This is a genomic window from Ohtaekwangia sp. (genome assembly GCF_036568665.1).
Classification (GTDB): domain Bacteria; phylum Bacteroidota; class Bacteroidia; order Cytophagales; family Cyclobacteriaceae; genus Ohtaekwangia.
In genome coordinates, this window is record NZ_DATCSD010000132.1 from 1 (window position 1) to 2646 (window position 2646).

5 protein-coding genes are annotated in these 2646 nt (G+C 40.6%); 2 read left to right on the forward strand and 3 right to left on the reverse strand.

Translation table 11 applies throughout. The features are described 5' to 3' along the window. Both VIN08_RS06910 and recO read left to right on the forward strand, forming a co-directional pair. A partial coding sequence (locus VIN08_RS06910) for a T9SS type A sorting domain-containing protein (protein WP_331962223.1) occupies positions 1-421 on the forward strand: 421 nt, incomplete at its 5' end. Positions 422-448: 27 nt separating this feature from the next. Then, positions 449-1114 (forward strand): DNA repair protein RecO, encoded by a 666-nt coding sequence (gene recO, locus VIN08_RS06915; protein WP_331962226.1) that lies wholly within the window; start codon positions 449-451, stop codon positions 1112-1114. Between the two features lie 3 nt (positions 1115-1117). On the opposite strand, the gene VIN08_RS06920 is transcribed toward recO, so the two are convergent. From VIN08_RS06920 to VIN08_RS06930, 3 genes are all read right to left on the reverse strand, one after another. Then, a complete protein-coding gene (locus tag VIN08_RS06920) occupies positions 1118-1762 on the reverse strand; it encodes a matrixin family metalloprotease (protein WP_331962228.1) in 645 nt (214 codons plus the stop codon). Positions 1763-1836: 74 nt separating this feature from the next. Further along, positions 1837-2238, reverse strand: coding sequence for a helix-turn-helix domain-containing protein (locus VIN08_RS06925; RefSeq protein WP_331962231.1), 402 nt, complete (start codon positions 2236-2238; stop codon positions 1837-1839). 68 nt (positions 2239-2306) lie between these two features. After that, positions 2307-2646: SMP-30/gluconolactonase/LRE family protein (locus VIN08_RS06930; RefSeq protein WP_331962234.1), on the reverse strand; the 340-nt coding region annotated here is incomplete at its 5' end.

The following is a 2646-nucleotide window of genomic DNA, read 5'->3' on the forward strand; positions in this document are numbered from 1 at the left end:
AGCACTGATCTATAATTTTACAGCAGAGAACAGTCCGTTACTTTCAAATGTGATACTGGATATAGAGATCAACCAACAGACGGGTGAAGTATTTTTTGCTACTGATAAAGGCATTGTTTCATTTCGGGGTGATGCTACAGAGAGCACCAGTACTTTTGAGAGCGTAAAGATTTTTCCGAACCCGGTAACGAGTAATTTTTCTGGTAGTGTCGGTATAAAAGGTTTGGCGACCGATGCTACAGTAAAGATTACAGATGTGAGTGGAAAGTTGATCTGGCAAACACAGGCGAATGGAGGAACTGCCACGTGGAACGTGCAAGACTATAATGGCAGACGTGCCGCTACCGGTATATATCTTGTTTTTGCCGCTACAGCCGATGGTGCCGAAAGTGTAGTGGGTAAAATTGCTGTGGTAGAATAACGGGTATCATTTAAAGGGAGCTAAACATTGTTACACAAAACCCGAGGTGTTGTTTTCAGATTTACAAAGTATGGAGAAACCTCCATCATCGTAAATATATTTACCGAGCTCTTTGGTATGCAAAGCTATATTGTGAATGGCGTGCGCAGCCAATCAACAAAAAGTAAGATTGCCCTATATCAGCCCCTTACGCTGCTTGACCTGATCGTATATCACCGCGAGAATGCCAACATCATGCGCATTAAGGAGATCAAGTGTTTGTATCCGTATCATGCAATCCCAACTGATATACGGAAGTCTGCGCTGGCGATGTTTATCAATGAAGTAATCAACAAAACGATAAAGGAAGAAAGTCATGCGCAGGAGTTGTGCGAGTTTTTGATTCAATCCCTGATGGTGCTGGATAAGCAAGACAAGGTTGAAAATTTTCATTTATTGTTTTTGATAAAGCTTAGTCGGTTTCTCGGCTTTGGTGCGCAAACTAAAAATGAAATTGTAGCAGGGCGTATCGCTTCGCTGGAAGCAGAGGCAATGCTCGAACAACTGGTTACAGCATCGTATGATGCTCCGCTAACTATATCGAATACACTTCGCAGAGAGTTGCTGGATGTGTTATTGAAATTCTATACCGATCATATTGAAACACTAACGGAGATGAAGTCGGTGCAGGTATTGCGCGAGGTGATGGGGTAAATATTACTGATTAATCCTGGCGCGGCAGGCAGCACATAGCGTTGGCTTTACGCCATCAATTGTTCTGATGGATTCTGCTGCATCGGTCATAACACAAGATATATTCTCGCAATGTTCAAGACCTAAATTATGACCAATCTCGTGAATGCAAACTTTCATAACGCGCTCACGAAATTTATCGTCAGGCACCTTCAATCTAAAAGTAGAAACTATACAGCTTGATCCGGGTCTTAATCCTAATCCGAAAACGCCCCAGTCGGTATACTTTTCAACCGGAGACTTAATGTTCCCGTCAGCATCTCTCTTTGTTGTAGATATATCTTTATCCGTTAGGCCAAGAGTATAACTCACGCTATCGGGTTTATTCTCTTTCTGTATCTGTATAATTTTATCAGCGCGATAACGTGGAGTTTTTACTTGTGTGAAAGCTTCACGTGGAATGGGTTTGGAGGGAAGTGTAATACAAGGCAATCCATACTCATTCGTCAATGAAGAGGCGATTTCACTTATTAATTTTTTATCGAACGAATCGTAAGGTTGCAATGCTATGATTTCTTCCCCGGCTTTCTGCGCACATCCGAAGAGGAGTAGGGCCAGAAGAGATATACAGAGGCTGAAGTATATATTTTTTCTAGAGAGTAAATTCAATATCAATACTTCGAAATGAAACTCTGTTTGTTAGCGATTATGGATTATGAGAATTGCCTCAGCAATACGCTGGTCTACTTTGTATTTAATAATTTATTCAACAACGCAATCTTCTCATCTTTCTCTTTCAACAAGGCTTCGTATAGCTTTTTATTTTCTTTCACCTCGTTTCGATATTCATCCAGTGGATTGAAAGTGCAATTATAGTTATTGCTGTTAGTGCCTGTGGCGTTATCGTAAATGTTTTGAATGTTGGTGATGACAGATTCTTCGTTAAAATTTTTAATCAGATCCGGAGTGATATTCAATGCCTTTGCTATACGCGCCAGCGTTGTTTCTTCAATCGATTCGCTTTGTTCTAATTTAGAAACTGCCTGTTGACTTATACCCAACGATTCGGCCAGTATCTCTTGCTTTATACCCCGTAACTCGCGGAGGCGTGCAACCTTTCTGCCTATATGTATATTCTCTGCCATAACTCAAATGTAAATAATATCAAATATGTAAAAAACAACAGGAGGTAGTTAAATACAACCAAGGTATATTAATACCCTTTCCCTGCTATATCATTCCTAAACATCTCCATTCCTTTTCTGTCCTGCAGCGTTACAAAAACGAGCTTGCCGTTCAATCCGCCAAAAACCAGGTTGCTGCAATTTTTACCTTTCAGTTGTACTTCACGAATAAGTTTTCCATCGGGCGATAGCACAGCAATAACACCTTTACCATAACGGGTAACATATAGATTGCCTTCCTTATCGCACTTCATGCCATCAAAACCAAAATCCGGAAACTCTGCAAAAAGTCTTTTGTTAGAGATGTTGCCTTTTGCATCAACATCAAACGCCCAGATCTTTCGCTGCACACTTTCATTTACATAGAGT